At 53.1% G+C, this 13,873-nt stretch carries 15 protein-coding genes; 9 read left to right on the top strand and 6 right to left on the bottom strand.

Annotated elements, in window-relative coordinates; translation table 11 throughout:
* Nucleotides 1-2: 2 nt before the first annotated feature.
* From hemX to hemC, 3 genes are read right to left on the bottom strand one after another with little or no spacing between them, the layout of a single operon-like run.
* On the bottom strand, nucleotides 3-1,172 hold the full coding sequence (hemX, locus tag ACLJQJ_RS21960; RefSeq protein ID WP_000138962.1) for a uroporphyrinogen-III C-methyltransferase: 1,170 nt from the start codon (nucleotides 1,170-1,172) through the stop codon (nucleotides 3-5).
* A gap of 21 nt (nucleotides 1,173-1,193) precedes the next feature.
* On the bottom strand, nucleotides 1,194-1,934 hold the full coding sequence (gene hemD, locus ACLJQJ_RS21955) for a uroporphyrinogen-III synthase (protein ID WP_000025495.1): 741 nt from the start codon (nucleotides 1,932-1,934) through the stop codon (nucleotides 1,194-1,196).
* A complete protein-coding gene (gene hemC, locus ACLJQJ_RS21950) occupies nucleotides 1,931-2,872 on the bottom strand; it encodes a hydroxymethylbilane synthase (RefSeq protein WP_001521319.1) in 942 nt (313 codons plus the stop codon). Before hemC ends, hemD begins: the two co-directional genes overlap by 4 nt.
* A 376-nt stretch (nucleotides 2,873-3,248) precedes the next feature.
* Between hemC and cyaA the strand changes: the two genes are divergently transcribed.
* The 4 genes from cyaA to ACLJQJ_RS21930 all read left to right on the top strand — a co-directional run bounded on the left by cyaA (nucleotide 3,249) and on the right by ACLJQJ_RS21930 (nucleotide 7,361).
* Nucleotides 3,249-5,795: a class I adenylate cyclase gene (gene cyaA, locus ACLJQJ_RS21945; protein ID WP_000281718.1), complete on the top strand. Its 2,547-nt coding sequence runs from the start codon at nucleotides 3,249-3,251 to the stop codon at nucleotides 5,793-5,795.
* 107 nt (nucleotides 5,796-5,902) lie between these two features.
* Nucleotides 5,903-6,259, top strand: coding sequence for a hypothetical protein (locus ACLJQJ_RS21940; protein ID WP_020838105.1), 357 nt, complete (start codon nucleotides 5,903-5,905; stop codon nucleotides 6,257-6,259).
* Nucleotides 6,260-6,444: 185 nt separating this feature from the next.
* Nucleotides 6,445-6,987 (top strand): STM3941 family protein, encoded by a 543-nt coding sequence (locus ACLJQJ_RS21935; protein WP_001727010.1) that lies wholly within the window; start codon nucleotides 6,445-6,447, stop codon nucleotides 6,985-6,987.
* Nucleotides 6,988-6,998: 11 nt separating this feature from the next.
* Nucleotides 6,999-7,361 (top strand): hypothetical protein, encoded by a 363-nt coding sequence (locus tag ACLJQJ_RS21930; RefSeq protein WP_031607578.1) that lies wholly within the window; start codon nucleotides 6,999-7,001, stop codon nucleotides 7,359-7,361.
* A gap of 70 nt (nucleotides 7,362-7,431) precedes the next feature.
* Here ACLJQJ_RS21930 and cyaY read toward each other — a convergent pair whose 3' ends face one another.
* The 3 genes from cyaY to ACLJQJ_RS21915 all read right to left on the bottom strand — a co-directional run bounded on the left by cyaY (nucleotide 7,432) and on the right by ACLJQJ_RS21915 (nucleotide 10,202).
* Nucleotides 7,432-7,752, bottom strand: coding sequence for an iron donor protein CyaY (gene cyaY, locus ACLJQJ_RS21925; protein WP_063809677.1), 321 nt, complete (start codon nucleotides 7,750-7,752; stop codon nucleotides 7,432-7,434).
* A 69-nt stretch (nucleotides 7,753-7,821) separates the two neighbouring features.
* On the bottom strand, nucleotides 7,822-8,211 hold the full coding sequence (locus tag ACLJQJ_RS21920; RefSeq protein WP_001125566.1) for a DUF3021 family protein: 390 nt from the start codon (nucleotides 8,209-8,211) through the stop codon (nucleotides 7,822-7,824).
* Nucleotides 8,199-10,202 (bottom strand): hypothetical protein, encoded by a 2,004-nt coding sequence (locus ACLJQJ_RS21915; RefSeq protein WP_063809678.1) that lies wholly within the window; start codon nucleotides 10,200-10,202, stop codon nucleotides 8,199-8,201. The genes ACLJQJ_RS21920 and ACLJQJ_RS21915 overlap by 13 nt, the downstream gene beginning before the upstream one ends.
* Before the next feature lie 185 nt (nucleotides 10,203-10,387).
* On the opposite strand from ACLJQJ_RS21915, the gene lptM reads away from it, so the two are divergent.
* The 5 genes from lptM to yigB are packed head-to-tail and all read left to right on the top strand — an operon-like array spanning nucleotide 10,388 to nucleotide 13,771.
* Entirely contained in the window at nucleotides 10,388-10,591 is a 204-nt protein-coding gene (gene lptM / locus ACLJQJ_RS21910; protein ID WP_000799903.1) for an LPS translocon maturation chaperone LptM, read from the top strand.
* Nucleotides 10,592-10,627: 36 nt separating this feature from the next.
* Nucleotides 10,628-11,452, top strand: coding sequence for a diaminopimelate epimerase (gene dapF / locus ACLJQJ_RS21905; RefSeq protein WP_001160671.1), 825 nt, complete (start codon nucleotides 10,628-10,630; stop codon nucleotides 11,450-11,452).
* Complete coding sequence (locus ACLJQJ_RS21900) at nucleotides 11,449-12,156, top strand: DUF484 domain-containing protein (protein WP_000812763.1); 708 nt, start codon at nucleotides 11,449-11,451, stop codon at nucleotides 12,154-12,156. Before dapF ends, ACLJQJ_RS21900 begins: the two co-directional genes overlap by 4 nt.
* Nucleotides 12,153-13,055 (top strand): tyrosine recombinase XerC, encoded by a 903-nt coding sequence (gene xerC, locus ACLJQJ_RS21895; RefSeq protein WP_000132874.1) that lies wholly within the window; start codon nucleotides 12,153-12,155, stop codon nucleotides 13,053-13,055. Before ACLJQJ_RS21900 ends, xerC begins: the two co-directional genes overlap by 4 nt.
* Nucleotides 13,055-13,771, top strand: a complete 717-nt coding sequence (yigB, locus tag ACLJQJ_RS21890; protein WP_001213560.1) for a 5-amino-6-(5-phospho-D-ribitylamino)uracil phosphatase YigB — start codon at nucleotides 13,055-13,057, stop codon at nucleotides 13,769-13,771. Before xerC ends, yigB begins: the two co-directional genes overlap by 1 nt.
* Nucleotides 13,772-13,873: the final 102 nt, after the last annotated feature.

The following is a 13,873-nucleotide window of genomic DNA, read 5'->3' as shown; positions in this document are numbered from 1 at the left end:
CATTATTCTCCTTGCGGCGCGGCTGCCGGAGCGTCTGTCTGCGTGGCAGGCGCTGCCGTAGAGACTGTCGGTTGCGCCAGCAGATTACGCACGCGGGTTTGCATCAGTTTTTCAAGGATCGCCTGGCTTCCCAGGGTTTCCGGCAGATCCATCGTGATATTTTGCTGGCTTAATTTATCGACCTCCTCCAGGAAGGCTTTTGTCGCGGCGTCGTCAGTATCGTAATAAGCGCGAACCCAGGTCGAAACGTTATCCAGCGCCTGACGGTATGTTTCTTCCTGATGGCGTGGCACGGCCTGCGCGGCGACTAACAGGCGGGAGCGAATATTTTCGCGTAAATAGACGTCCTGGTTGGGCGCCAACAGCGGTACGGCGGTATCATCGCGGCGACGAATGGTAATAAAGCTGTCCATAAAGTTCTGCCAGCTTTTTTGCAGGTTAACGCGCCATTCGCTTAGCGAGCTGGACAGCTCGCTGCTGTCTGAATCCATCGGCGAACCATCGGTATCGTTATCCGCCAGACGCAGGTTATCGATTTGGTTAGAGAGCTGATTGAGTTTGAGAATAATGCCGTCGTAGTCGATCTGCGCAACGGATGACAGGCTGGCGATATCGTCAGTAATCGCGCGTCGTGCGGTAATCAGGCTGGGGTCGTTCATGTCCGCCAGACTGGCGTCAGCGCTTTTGAGCAGCGCAGCGGCGGTAGTGACGTCCTGATCGCTCCACAGCTTACGTCCGGCGAGTTTCACCAGGAAATCAGCCTGCGCCAGCAGCCAGGTTTTGGCATCGCTGCCGGAAATGGTGGCGACTTTTTGTTGTACTTCATCAAGCTGTTTCGCCAGCGCCGCCTGTTGGCGATTCGCGTCATCTAACTGCGCCGCTTGTTTTTTGATAATCCCTTCCAGCTCCGCTTTTTGGCTCTCCTGCGCCTTTTGCAAGGCGGTCAGTTGCGTCGCCAGCGCATCGCTGGTTTCCGTTTGCGCGGTTGCCTGCTGTTTTCCCCAGCCATAAAGCCCAATACCTGCCGCCAGGGCAATCGCGATCGCCACCGCGCTTAAGACCAGCGCGGCGCCGTTCTTACTTTTTTTCTCGGTATTAACTGGCTGTGGCGTGGTTTCCACGCTCTCCCTGGTCTCATCAACCACGGCGGAGGATTTTTCTTGTTCCGTCATTATGGCATCCCATTATGAGAGTTATTGTAATGCGCGCAACAGCGCATCGTTGTCGGCGTTATCAGCGACCTTAATATCTTGCCAGCCCAGTTCCCGGGCGAGGTGCGCCAGACGCTCACTGACGACCAATAGCCGACAGCGTAGTAACCAGTGCTCACGATACCACTGGGGAGTCAGCGACCAGAGCCGTTGCAACATCTCGCCGCTGGTAACAACAAGCGTTGTTACGCCGCGAGTATGCCAGCGCATCGCTTCTTCCGCGCCATCGTAATGTTTCGCACATCGTTGATAACATTCACAAAAACTGACTTCGGCTCCGCGCGCTGTCAGGGTTTCGCCCAGCAGTTCGCGGCCGCCATTGCCACGCAAAATCAGCGCGCGTTTGCCCGCAATATTTTGTAATTCAGGTAATTGTAGCAAGGCTTCGCTGATTTCCCGATCCAATGGATAACGAATATCGAACCCGCTAACGGTATGAAGGGCGAGCGCCGTGGTGCGGCCAATCGCGAAATAGCGCGGCGACGCAGGCCAGTTTCGGCCATCCCGCTGGAGCTGGGCGTGAGCAAAGGCGACGGCGTGCTGTGAAAGGGCAAAAACCAGATCGTTTTCCGTCAGCGTCGCCAGGCGGTCGGCCAGGGTGGGTAGCTCCCGGCCGGCGACAAATTCAATCAGTGGAAAACTCCAGGCCACCTGCCCCAGTGCGCGCAGACGGCTCACTAACGCTTCCCCTGCGGGAGAGGGGCGGGTGATCAGAATACTCATGCGGGCGTCTCGCCGTTATAAACTTCCGTCAGAATCGCGCGCGCGCCGTTTTCCAGCAGTTCCTCTGCAAGCGAGATGCCCATTTGCTCCGCCTGCTCGGGAGAACCACGACGTTCGCCGCGCACCATCACCGAACCGTCCGGCGCGCCAACCAGCGCGCGTAGCCAAATTTCACCGTTGATGATTTCTGCATAGCTGCCAATCGGCACCTGACACCCGCCTTCCAGGCGGGTGTTCATAGCGCGTTCCGCCGTTACGCGCAGCGCGGTTTGCGAGTGATTCAACGGTGCGAGCAGCGCCTGCGTTCGCGCGTCGTCAAGACGACACTCAATCCCGACGGCGCCCTGGCCTACGGCAGGAAGCGAAACGTCGGGCGGCAAGGCTGTGCGAATGCGCGACTCCAGACCTAAGCGTTTCAGACCGGCCACGGCCAGGATAATGGCGTCATAGTCGCCGTTGTCCAGCTTGCCGAGACGTGTGCCAACGTTGCCACGCAACGAACGGATAATGAGGTCCGGACGGCGTTCCGCCAGTTGACACTGACGACGCAAACTGGACGTCCCGACGATACTACCCGCGGGCAGATCGTCCAGACTGTGATATTTATTCGAGACAAACGCGTCGCGCGGATCTTCGCGCTCGCAAATGGTCACCAGACCGAGACCGTCCGGGAAGGCCACCGGAACGTCTTTCATAGAGTGCACGGCGATATCAGCGCGTTTTTCCAGCAGCGCGATTTCAAGCTCTTTAACAAACAGTCCCTTACCGCCCACTTTCGCCAGGGGAGTATCGAGAATCACGTCGCCGCGTGTGACCATCGGCACCAGTTCTACTGTCAGTCCCGGATGGGTTGCCATCAATGCGTCTTTGACATAATGTGCCTGCCAAAGCGCAAGGGGACTTTGGCGTGTGGCAATTCTTAAAACATTGTCTAACATGCTTGTTACCGTCATTATCAATCATTGACCATCCTAACATCCTTATAGAGAGTATGTTAGTTTTCCGGTCACCGTGAGTGAGAGGATAAGGCGCAGTGTCGTCAATGACAGTGAATAATGACGAGAAACCGCCAGCCCGTATTTAAGAATTTACACGCAGCGAACGGTGCTACACTTGTATGTAGCGCATCTTTCTTTACGGTCAATGAGCAAGGTGTTAAATTGATCACGTTTTAGACCATTTTTTCGTCGGTATTAGATAAAAATATGCAGACGAGAAAGGGTAACGGTTATTTTTGACATACGGTTTATCCCGAATGGCGACGGTCAAGTACTGACCTGCACCATGACGGGTAGCAACATCAGGCGATACGTCTTGTACCTCTATATTGAGACTCTGAAACAGAGACTGGATGCCATAAATCAACTGCGTGTGGATCGCGCGCTTGCTGCCATGGGACCCGCTTTTCAGCAGGTTTACAGTCTTCTGCCGACATTATTGCACTATCACCATCCACTGATGCCGGGTTACCTTGATGGTAACGTTCCCAGCGGTATTTGCTTCTACACGCCTGATGAAACCCAACGCCACTATCTGAACGAACTTGAGCTGTACCGCGGTATGACGCCGCAGGACCCGCCGAAGGGCGAGCTGCCGATTACCGGTGTTTACACCATGGGCAGCACCTCCTCGGTCGGGCAGAGCTGCTCGTCCGACCTGGATATCTGGGTGTGCCATCAGTCCTGGCTCGACGGCGAAGAGCGTCAGTTGCTGCAACGTAAGTGTAGCCTGCTGGAAAGCTGGGCCGCCTCGCTTGGCGTTGAGGTGAGCTTCTTCCTGATCGACGAGAACCGTTTCCGCCATAACGAAAGCGGCAGTCTGGGCGGGGAAGACTGTGGTTCTACGCAGCATATCCTGTTGCTTGATGAGTTTTATCGTACCGCTGTGCGCCTGGCCGGGAAGCGTATCCTGTGGAGTATGGTGCCGTGCGACGAAGAAGAGCATTACGACGACTATGTCATGACGCTCTACGCGCAGGGCGTATTAACGCCAAACGAATGGCTGGATCTGGGGGGCTTAAGCTCGCTCTCCGCCGAAGAGTACTTTGGCGCCAGCCTGTGGCAGCTATACAAGAGCATTGACTCGCCGTACAAAGCGGTGCTGAAAACGCTGCTGCTGGAAGCCTACTCATGGGAATATCCCAACCCACGTCTGCTGGCGAAAGATATTAAACAACGTCTGCATGACGGTGAAATCGTATCGTTTGGACTCGATCCCTACTGCATGATGCTGGAACGGGTCACTGAATACCTGACGGCGATTGAAGATCCGACGCGGCTGGATTTAGTCCGCCGCTGCTTTTACCTGAAAGTGTGCGAGAAATTAAGTCGCGAGCGTGCCTGCGTAGGCTGGCGTCGGGAAGTATTAAGCCAGTTAGTCAGCGAGTGGGGATGGGACGACGCGCGTCTGACCATGCTCGATAATCGCGCAAACTGGAAAATCGATCAGGTGCGCGAAGCTCACAACGAATTGCTCGACGCCATGATGCAGAGCTATCGTAATCTGATTCGCTTTGCGCGGCGCAACAACCTCAGCGTGAGTGCCAGCCCGCAGGATATCGGCGTACTGACGCGTAAGCTGTACGCGGCGTTTGAAGCGTTGCCGGGTAAAGTCACGCTGGTGAACCCGCAGATATCGCCGGATCTGTCCGAGCCGAATTTAACCTTTATCCATGTGCCGCCGGGACGTGCCAACCGTTCAGGCTGGTATCTCTACAACCGCGCGCCGAACATGGATTCCATCATCAGCCATCAGCCGCTGGAATATAACCGTTATCTTAATAAGCTGGTCGCGTGGGCGTGGTTCAACGGCCTGCTGACGTCGCGAACGCATCTGTTTATTAAGGGCAACGGTATTGTCGACCTGCCTAAGTTACAGGAGATGGTCGCCGATGTTTCGCACCATTTCCCGCTGCGCTTGCCTGCTCCGACGCCGAAAGCGCTCTACAGCCCCTGTGAAATTCGCCATCTGGCGATTATCGTTAACCTCGAATATGACCCGACGGCGGCGTTTCGCAATAAGGTGGTTCATTTTGACTTCCGTAAGCTGGACGTTTTCAGCTTTGGCGAAGAGCAAAACTGTCTGATAGGCAGTATCGACTTGTTATATCGCAACTCGTGGAACGAAGTGCGTACTCTGCACTTTAACGGCGAGCAGGCGATGATCGAAGCGCTGAAAACGATTCTGGGGAAAATGCACCAGGATGCCGCGCCGCCGGATAGCGTCGAAGTGTTCTGCTACAGTCAACATCTTCGCGGTCTGATTCGCACCCGCGTGCAGCAACTGGTCTCCGAATGTATCGAGCTACGTCTTTCCAGCACCCGTCAGGAGACCGGTCGCTTCAAGGCGCTGCGGGTTTCCGGGCAGACGTGGGGGCTATTCTTCGAACGCTTGAATGTCTCGGTGCAGAAGCTGGAGAACGCTATCGAATTCTACGGCGCGATTTCGCATAACAAGCTGCACGGGCTGTCGGTACAGGTGGAAACCAACCAGGTGAAATTGCCGTCAGTGGTGGATGGCTTCGCCAGCGAAGGGATTATCCAGTTCTTCTTTGAAGAAACGGGTGATGAGAAAGGCTTTAATATTTATATTCTGGATGAAAGTAACCGGGCGGAAGTGTATCACCACTGCGAAGGTAGCAAGGAAGAACTGGTGCGCGACGTCAGTCGCTTCTATTCGTCATCGCACGATCGCTTCACGTATGGCTCCAGTTTTATCAACTTTAACCTGCCGCAGTTCTACCAGATAGTGAAAACCGATGGCCGCGCGCAGGTGATCCCATTCCGTACGCAGCCTATCAACACCGTGCCGCCAGCAAACCAGGATCATGACGCACCGCTATTGCAGCAGTATTTTTCGTAAGTGCTGCGCCGGGCAAAGCTGCCCGGCCGGCGTTCACCGCTTCACATTAACTTCACCCAACTTCGTTACCGTGACCTCCGCATTTGGTTTACAGGAGGAGGTTTGAGGTGGCAGATGCGTTCATTTTGTTAGGGATAGTCATGGCGATGGTCAGCCTCGGCTTCATTCTTATAAATAAGTTATTCTGTTTTATATCCGCTGGGTGCCTGCTCTCGCTATGCGCCAGCATGGCCAGTTTTCAACTCTGGGATGCGTCTTACTGGGGGCGATGGGGAAAAGTATGTCCCGGTCTGGAGGATGTGATCATCTCCTGCGACAATTACCATTTTCTCTATGACTTGGGATGGGAATTGTACGGTATCGCCTTTTTGTTCTTTACCGCGTTAATGCTCACATGTGCGGTCATTATTCTTATCAATATGATTATGGCTTTAGAACGATACTGTGCCGGATGGCGGCGCTAACACGCCTTATCCAGCCTACATTCGAAGAATGCTCATTGAGCGGAACAAGGTTTAGACAATATTTTTTCTTATACAATTTATGTAGTAATATCCAGACCGTTCAAAACGCTATCGCGTCTTTCATTGTTTTCGTAAATATGTTTTGAAAAACCATATTAGAAACAAAAGCTCTTTAATGGTTTCTTATGGATGTTTTTATAAAAGGATATTATATGTCAATAAACAACCCTATTCTTATTTACGTGAATAAGAAACGACAAATAAAATTAGCTCTGTTTTATTCAGTGGTAGCTATAGCTCTTATGATGAGCCTCTTTCTAAATTATAGTATTATGCTAAAGATGGTGTGTGTTTTTTTAATACTCCTCATGATAGCAGGCGCAAGTGCTTACTGGTACTCCGCCTTTTCAGGAAAGCCACAGCTAACGTTGAACCAGGAGGGAGTAACATTACACACAACCAGGCTACCAATAGTTTACTGGCATGAAATCGACTATGTTGGTGAGCGTGTTAGCGATAATACGCCTGTGCTGGCCGTTTTTGTCAAAGATGTTGAGCTTTATTGTCAGCGAATTACTAATGAGAAAATGCGTAATAATTTTCTGTCATTATTGAATAAGCATGAAAGTAATCGCGTGATGAATATCTCTCTAAACGATCTCGATTATGACTCGGATGAGTTACAGGATATTTTTAAAATGGCTGTTGCCAGAAACCTGGAACAATAGGGTAGAGATATATGTTTTTTGTTATTACTCACCATATTGATGTGCTGCCTCTGGCAACCCTACCCACACATGAAACATGCCCTTATTGTAATAATCAGGATGTATGGTTGATTATTCGCCAAAAAAGGACCCGTACATGTGGTTTGTCTCAAGCGAGAAAAAGAGATAAGTTTGGTTTAGCGATATGCAAGCATTGCAGCAATGAAATCAAGGAAAAACGGTGGTCACCAGCGTTACGTCAACTTTTTAACGAGCAGAAGCCACTATTTAACCTAACCTTTTGGCAACGCTACGGTTTTTGGGTTGGTTGGTTGAGTGTATGGCCCGCGCTGTTTCTGGCAACCTGGCTGTATTTCACATTTCGGGGTTGGTAATACGACCGCATATCTCGTTAAATATACGCAGGAAAGCGCTATTCTTCTGGCTCTCCTGCGGAATTAAAACTTAGCGAAAACTCACCTTTTCACCCGCTTGCTGCGTCGCCGCCTGCTCCAGCAGCTCCCAGAAGGTTTCGCCGCTGCGATCGCAAACCCACTCGTCACCTTTCAGGTCAAAGTGATAGCCGCCCTGTTTGGTCGCCAGCCACACCTGGTGCAACGGCTCCTGACGGTTAATAATGATCTTACTGCCGTTCTCAAAGCTGAGTGTCAGCACGCCGCCGTTGATTTCGCAGTCGATATCGCTGTCGCCGTCCCAGTTATCGAGGCGTTCTTCAATGGTGAGCCACAGGGCGTCAGCCAGGCGATGAAATTCACTGTCGTTCATTGTTTTATCTCGCTATTGAGTGATAGCGCCAGTATAAGGGGAAGCGTCAGCTTCTGGAACCGATACGAATTACCGTTGTGAGCGGTAAAGGATAAAACTCAGCGGTAGATAAATGACGATAAATAGCGCACTGGTGATAAGTATGACGGACGCGTTAACCGGGAAATGGTTCAGAGCCGACAGCATTGCCACCATCAGCGCGACGCAGCCGCCGCAGAGGAGAAAATGCAACAGGATTAAGGGGGCGCGCGGCTTTGCTTTGATATCCAAAAGAGCGCTAAGCAGACCGAGTACCGCGCTTATCGTCAGAACCCCGGCAGCTTCAACACCGTTTATCGTGCCGTGCATAACGCTTTCAACAATGACGTAAATGCATGAACCGATCCCCACGCCCCGAAGGGCGTTTTTCAGATGTTTATTCAAACGCGCAAAACGGTTTAGCGGCGTCATTTTTGGCATTCCTGCGCCTGCGTTATGATGATGATATCTTTATTATTGGTGTATATGACGTTCCTATTCAGAGTATGCGTCTTATCCGGGCAGGGGGATGCTGTTCGGTAAAGCTGGCTGCCAATCCACGTATAAACATAGCGGTTGTCATAGGCAAAACGCTTGGTGACTTTTAGCGGCCCATTGATGCTAAAGACATGAATACCCTGACCTTGCTGGCTATCACGCATAAAATAGCCGTGCTCTTTTCCGGCGTTAATTTCCCGGTTCAGGAAGGGGGCTGGGCTATCCAGTTCCAGCGTTTCCAACTGGTCTTCGCCAAAAGGTGAGAGCCTCGCAATGTATAGCCGGTTCTTATATTGCGCGATGCGATCGTTAACCAGATGAAACTGACTCGGGTCAACGTTGGGAATGGTTTGCCAACGGCCCCACTCGCCGTCAGGTGACAGAACCTTGCGCCAGCGAACCGCTGTTTTGCCGATGTCAAAGGTGCCATCGGTTTTAACATAGGCTGTTTTTACGGAAGGATCGCGCGGGATACCCGTGGCGATAAAAGAGCCATCCTCCATGAGGGCGCCATCTAACTGGGCTATGCGGTAATCCACCCAATAGCCGTATCCTGAGTGCGTTGTTTGCCATTTCATGCGTAGAGCTTTGGGATTGGGCGTGGGATAGCGCCACAGTTGAGCGCCATCAAACGCGTAAACATAGCGATCGTCGCGCGCGTACCATTTTTTGTAATGTGGGTTGTCGCCCAGATGCGCTTCTGTCTCGTCCGGAACGTGATAGTCCAGCAGAATAAGCGGGCCAGCCGACTCGAATACTTGCAATCCGTCTTCTTCCTTAAAGTCGGATCGCGTTTTAGTGAGTAAATAACCGTGATGCCGCCCGGCATTAAAACGCTTGTCTATCACCAGATTTGGGTTATCCAGCGTGACGACATCCAGTTGGTTTTCGCCGAATTCCGTTTTCCGGATGACATAAAGCCGATCCTGATATTGCGCCACCGCGTTACTGAGCGGATGAAATTGTTCCGGGTCAAGGCCGGGGATTTCGGCAAATTTGCATTCCGGTCCTTTACGCCATAGAACGCGTTTTTCCTGCAGATTGAACGCATCACAGTGTTTTCCAATTTGCATGTCCCGATCCAGGTTGTTCTGGTTGAGAACGTGACGGTGCAAGCCGTTTTTATCGCGCCAGGTCAATAGAGAACCGGGCATCCAGCGCACCACGGAAAAGGTGTCTGGGTCAGCGTCCAGTTGGTCGCCGTTGATGATGATTTTGGTGCGTGTGCGGGCCAGCGTATCCCAGGGACCAAAGGGGATGGCGATACACGGATTAAATGTGGCGGAAAATTTACCGCGCTGATCCCAGGGCTTTTGCGCCAGAACGGTGAAACTGTCCGGGTCGTTCAGGCGATGCCCGTCGACATAAAGAAAGCGATCGTCGCGCAGCGTCAAGCCTATCAGGTCTGGTTTCCACTGGCTGCTGAATTCAACTTTACGCAATGACTGTAAATTAACGCGGTTTTCGCCGCCGTTGTCATCCGTTCGTTTGCCTTCGTAATAGAGACTCTTTTTATCAATGCCGACTTTGCCAAAGGTGCGAAATGAGGCGACATCTACCGATGGCGTCCCTGGCGGATTACGCATGATTTTTCCACCGTACAGAATAACGCGTCCGTCGCTGTAGTAGGAAAAGCGCGGGAAGATAGCCTGCGCACCGGTATAAACATAATCGGTCGTCAGGTCGGTGAGCGGTGGTTCTCTTTCCCACTCCTCCTGAGTTGCCGGGTTAATCAATGAATTGGGTAACCGACGCAGGCGTTTGAAATTCACCTCCGGCAACGAAAGATTGTTCTCCTCTTCTGGCTGGAGATAAACCACGCCGCTGCCTTGCCGTTGATAAACATTGTGCGGAGATTCACTCAGCCGGCATCCCCAGGCGGGAGGCAGCAGAAGTGAAAGCGAAAAAAGGCAAAACAAATTACGATATTGCATAAGGTCATCCGGACGTGGTACGTAAACCTAAAGTGATTAGCAAAGCATGTTCCCTGATGTAAATGCGCAATAATCATGGCAACGCGCCGCTTTTCAGATTTTATAAAGGGCCCCTAAACGCTTGCTTTTACGCCTTCTCCTGCGATGATAGAAAATAGAAAGCATGAACTTACAGGCAATCCATAATGAAAAACGTGTTTAAGACACTCGCTGTACTTCTGACTCTGTTCAGCCTGACGGGCTGCGGTTTGAAAGGGCCGCTTTATTTCCCGCCAGCCGATAAAAATGCGCCGCCGCCGACGAAAAAAGTCGATTCGCAAACGCAGTCCACGATGCCCGATAAGAACGATCGCGCAACGGGAGATGGCCCGTCCCAGGTCAATTACTGAGGATAGTTTTCTGTCCCCGCGTGAACGGAGTGAATGATGCAATTCTCTAAAATGCATGGCCTTGGCAACGATTTTATGGTCGTCGACGCGGTAACGCAGAATGTCTTTTTTTCGCCGGAACTGATTCGTCGGCTATCCGACAGACACCTGGGCGTAGGGTTCGATCAGCTGCTGGTGGTTGAGCCGCCCTATGATCCTGAGTTGGACTTTCATTACCGCATCTTCAACGCCGACGGCAGTGAAGTCTCGCAGTGCGGCAATGGCGCGCGCTGTTTCGCGCGATTTGTTCGCCTGAAAGGGCTAACCAATAAACGCGACATTCGGGTTAGTACCGCGAATGGCCGGATGGTACTGAGCGTCACGGAAGATGAACTGGTGCGGGTGAATATGGGGGAGCCAAACTTTGAACCCGCGCAGGTGCCTTTTCGCGCCAACAAAGCGGAAAAGACGTATATTATGCGAGCGGCGGAACAGACCATACTGTGCGGCGTGGTTTCAATGGGCAATCCGCACTGTGTCATTCAGGTTGATAACGTCGACACGGCGGCCGTTGAAACACTGGGGCCGGTTCTGGAAAGCCATGAGCGTTTTCCGGAACGCGCCAACATTGGTTTTATGCAGGTTGTAAGACGTGAGCATATCCGGCTGCGAGTCTATGAACGCGGCGCAGGGGAGACCCGCGCGTGCGGCAGCGGCGCGTGCGCTGCCGTTGCCGTGGGGATTCAGCAGGGGCTGCTGGCTGAAGAAGTACGCGTGGAATTACCGGGCGGTCGGCTGGATATCGCCTGGAAAGGTCCGGGTCATCCGTTATACATGACTGGTCCGGCGGCACATATCTACGACGGATTTATCCATTTATGAAGCAACCAGAGGAAGAACTACAGGAAACGCTCACGGAACTGGACGATCGAGCGGTCGTCGATTACCTGCGCCACCACCCTGAGTTTTTTATCCGTAACGCCCATGCCGTGGAAGCGATGCGTGTTCCACATCCCGTGCGGGGAACGGTTTCGCTCGTTGAGTGGCATATGGCCCGCGCGCGTAATCACATCAATGTGCTTGAAGAAAATATGACGCTGCTGATGGAACAGGCTCATGCCAATGAAAGCCTGTTTTATCGCTTGCTGCATCTGCAAAGCCGTCTGGTCGCCGCGGATAGTCTGGATGAGATGCTGGTGCGGTTTCACCGCTGGGCGCGCGATTTGGGGCTTGCCGGCGCGACGCTGCGTTTGTTCCCGGATCGGTGGCGTCTTGGCGCGCCATCGCGCTATACGCATCTGGCTTTAAACCGTCAGGCCTTCGAGCCGCTGCGTATTCAACGACTGGGACAGTCGCAGCATTATCTTGGCCCGCTAAACGGCCCGGAACTGCTGGTGGTCTTGCCGGAGGCGAAGGCTGTAGGCTCGGTAGCCATGTCGATGATGGGCAGCGATGGCGACCTCGGGGTGATTCTCTTCAGCAGCCGTGACCCGCACCACTATCAGCCGGGGCAGGGGACGCAGCTTTTACAGGAGATCGCGCTGATGCTGCCGGAACTGCTGGAACGCTGGATTAAACGCGTATGACGGATGTCGCGCTTTCTCAGGATGTCTCGCGGTTCCTGCGCTATTTAGGCGTGGAGCGCCAGCTTAGCCCCATTACCCTGCTGAACTACCAGCGTCAGCTTGATGCCATTATCGCTTTAGCCGGAGAAACCGGGCTGAAAAGCTGGCAACAATGTGACGCTGCGATTGTGCGCAGTTTTGCGGTGCGCAGTCGGCGCAAAGGGCTTGGCCCTGCCAGTCTGGCGCTACGTCTCTCGGCATTGCGAAGCTTTTTTGACTGGTTAGTCAGTCAGGGCGAATTGAAAGCTAACCCGGCGAAGGGCGTCTCCGCACCGAAAGCGCCGCGTCATCTGCCGAAAAATATTGATGTCGACGACGTTAACCGCCTGCTGGACATCGATCTTAACGATCCGCTCGCCGTACGAGACCGGGCGATGCTGGAGGTCATGTACGGCGCGGGACTGCGTTTATCCGAACTGGTTGGCCTGGATATAAAGCACCTCGATCTTGATACCGGCGAAGTGTGGGTAATGGGTAAAGGCAGCAAAGAGCGACGCCTGCCGATTGGCCGTAACGCGGTGACGTGGATTGAGCACTGGCTGGATCTGCGCGGCCTGTTCGCCAGCGATGAAGAGGCGTTATTCCTGTCGAAGCTCGGCAAGCGTATCTCCGCGCGCAATGTCCAAAAACGGTTCGCCGAATGGGGCATAAAGCAGGGGCTAAACAGCCACGTGCATCCACATAAGCTGCGCCATTCGTTCGCGACCCATATGCTGGAATCGAGCGGCGATCTGCGCGGCGTGCAAGAGCTGCTGGGTCATGCCAACCTTTCCACCACCCAAATTTATACTCATCTTGATTTTCAACACCTTGCTTCAGTGTACGACGCGGCGCATCCGCGCGCTAAACGGGGGAAATAATGCGTTTTTACCGGCCTTTGGGGCGTATTGCCGCGCTCACCTTTGACCTGGATGATACCCTTTATGATAACCGTCCGGTGATTTTGCGTACTGAGCAGGAAGCGCTCGCTTTTATGCAAAATTATCACCCGTCGCTACGTTCGTTTCAAAACGTCGATTTACAGCGGATACGGCAGGCGGTGCGTGAAGCGGAGCCGGAAATCTATCATGACGTTACCCGCTGGCGCCATCGTGCGATAGAGCAGGCCATGCGGGATGCGGGATTATCGGCACAGGAGGCCATTGCCGGCGCGAATGCGGCGATGATGCATTTTGCCAAATGGCGCAGCCAGATTGAGGTTCCGCAGGCTACCCATGAGACGTTACAGCAGCTTGCGAAAAAATGGCCGCTGGTGGCGATCACTAACGGCAACGCCCAGCCGGAACTGTTTGGCCTCGGCGATTACTTTAAGTTTGTACTGCGCGCCGGCCCGGATGGGCGTTCCAAGCCGTTTAGCGACATGTATTTCCTGGCGGCGGAAAAGCTGCATGTGCCGATCGGCGAGATCCTGCATGTCGGCGACGATCTGACTACCGATGTGGCTGGCGCTATTCGCTGTGGGATGCAGGCCTGCTGGATTAAACCTGAAAATGCCGACCTGATGCGGACGCAGGACAGCCGTTTACTGCCGCATATCGAAATTTCGCGGTTGGCATCTCTCACCTCGCTGATATAATCACCAGTAGTTCTGTATAAATTCCCAGTTATTCTGGCGGATGGCGCTATGCTTATCCGCCCTACGATAAGTAGCCCCGGTAAGCGAAGCGCCACCGGGCGT

This window comes from Salmonella sp. SAL04202, assembly GCF_046550775.1.
GTDB classification, from domain to species: Bacteria; Pseudomonadota; Gammaproteobacteria; order Enterobacterales; family Enterobacteriaceae; genus Salmonella; species Salmonella enterica.
Note: the sequence above shows the minus strand (reverse complement) of the source record. Positions and strands in the feature narration are given on the sequence as shown.

Bases quoted from the DNA above. Each gene is read 5' to 3' on its own strand.
- ACLJQJ_RS21915 (WP_063809678.1), bottom strand. From the start codon at position 10,202: ATGCAATATCGTAATTTGTTTTGCCTTTTTTCGCTTTCACTTCTGCTG.
- ACLJQJ_RS21935 (WP_001727010.1), top strand. From the start codon at position 6,445: ATGGATGTTTTTATAAAAGGATATTATATGTCAATAAACAACCCTATT.
- hemX (WP_000138962.1), bottom strand. From the start codon at position 1,172: ATGACGGAACAAGAAAAATCCTCCGCCGTGGTTGATGAGACCAGGGAG.
- xerC (WP_000132874.1), top strand. From the start codon at position 12,153: ATGACGGATGTCGCGCTTTCTCAGGATGTCTCGCGGTTCCTGCGCTAT.
- lptM (WP_000799903.1), top strand. From the start codon at position 10,388: ATGAAAAACGTGTTTAAGACACTCGCTGTACTTCTGACTCTGTTCAGC.
- ACLJQJ_RS21900 (WP_000812763.1), top strand. From the start codon at position 11,449: ATGAAGCAACCAGAGGAAGAACTACAGGAAACGCTCACGGAACTGGAC.
- dapF (WP_001160671.1), top strand. From the start codon at position 10,628: ATGCAATTCTCTAAAATGCATGGCCTTGGCAACGATTTTATGGTCGTC.
- cyaY (WP_063809677.1), bottom strand. From the start codon at position 7,752: ATGAACGACAGTGAATTTCATCGCCTGGCTGACGCCCTGTGGCTCACC.
- hemD (WP_000025495.1), bottom strand. From the start codon at position 1,934: ATGAGTATTCTGATCACCCGCCCCTCTCCCGCAGGGGAAGCGTTAGTG.
- ACLJQJ_RS21920 (WP_001125566.1), bottom strand. From the start codon at position 8,211: ATGCCAAAAATGACGCCGCTAAACCGTTTTGCGCGTTTGAATAAACAT.
- yigB (WP_001213560.1), top strand. From the start codon at position 13,055: ATGCGTTTTTACCGGCCTTTGGGGCGTATTGCCGCGCTCACCTTTGAC.
- hemC (WP_001521319.1), bottom strand. From the start codon at position 2,872: ATGTTAGACAATGTTTTAAGAATTGCCACACGCCAAAGTCCCCTTGCG.
- ACLJQJ_RS21930 (WP_031607578.1), top strand. From the start codon at position 6,999: ATGTTTTTTGTTATTACTCACCATATTGATGTGCTGCCTCTGGCAACC.